This is a genomic window from Vibrio sp. 10N.261.52.A1 (genome assembly GCF_002876325.1).
Classification (GTDB): domain Bacteria; phylum Pseudomonadota; class Gammaproteobacteria; order Enterobacterales; family Vibrionaceae; genus Vibrio; species Vibrio chagasii.
In genome coordinates, this window is sequence record NZ_MCYD01000859.1 from 1 (window position 1) to 875 (window position 875).

Annotated in this window: 1 protein-coding gene; it reads left to right on the forward strand. The window is 37.5% G+C overall.

Features of this window, described 5'->3' with window-relative positions:
* Window positions 1–14 precede the first annotated feature (14 nt).
* A partial coding sequence (locus BCT81_RS18425; protein ID WP_102425404.1) for a DMT family transporter occupies window positions 15–875 on the forward strand: 861 nt, incomplete at its 3' end.

The following is an 875-nucleotide window of genomic DNA, read 5'->3' on the forward strand; positions in this document are numbered from 1 at the left end:
GGATATTAGTAATAATGAGTAATTTAGAAAAATTCGCACCGATATTATTTCTTATAATGTGGAGCAGCGGCGCAATTTTTGTGAAAATGGGATTAGAGGATGCATCCGTTTGGTCATTTCTCACAGTAAGAAGCTTGGGTGCTCTCATGCTAGTTGGCTTGATTGCGATTTTATTGCGGAGGTCACCATTTACATCATTAACCAGACTGACAAGACCAACGCTAAGAAAGCTTCTACTGTCAGGTTTTCTGTTACAAGTATGCTATCAGGGGTGCTACTTTCTTGCCATAGAGTATGAAATATCTCCAGGAATCGTCGCAATTGTACTGGGATTACAGCCGTTATTAACACCTTTTATTAGCAGAGAAAATGCCTCATTAAAGAGCTACTTTACTCTAATTTTGGGGTTTTCGGGGTTAACTCTAGCGGTCTATGGTGCAAAGGACGTTAGCACTATTACTTTTTTAGGGATGTTATTTTCTCTGATCGCTGTTTTAGCAATAACGGTGGGAAGTGTATACCAGAATAATATTAGTGTAGACCCTATAGAGTCCTCATTAGTTCAAAATGCATTTGCTGGATTATTTTTCCTAGTAATATCCGTAACTATCGGATGGGACGTTAATTTAACGACAAAGTTTATAATCTCTGCAGGCTGGATGATTGGTGTTGTATCAACCGGTGCCGTGTTATTACTTTTGTACATGCTGTCCAAAAATTCAGCTAATAGCGTTAGTATATTATTTTTTCTTACACCTATTTTCACTATGGCATTTGATCATATAGCTTTTGGCACAGCCATAACAGCGACAACTATGTTCGGTTCATTTGTTGTGATCGTTTCAATCTATTTATTTAAACAACCTAGAGTAAAC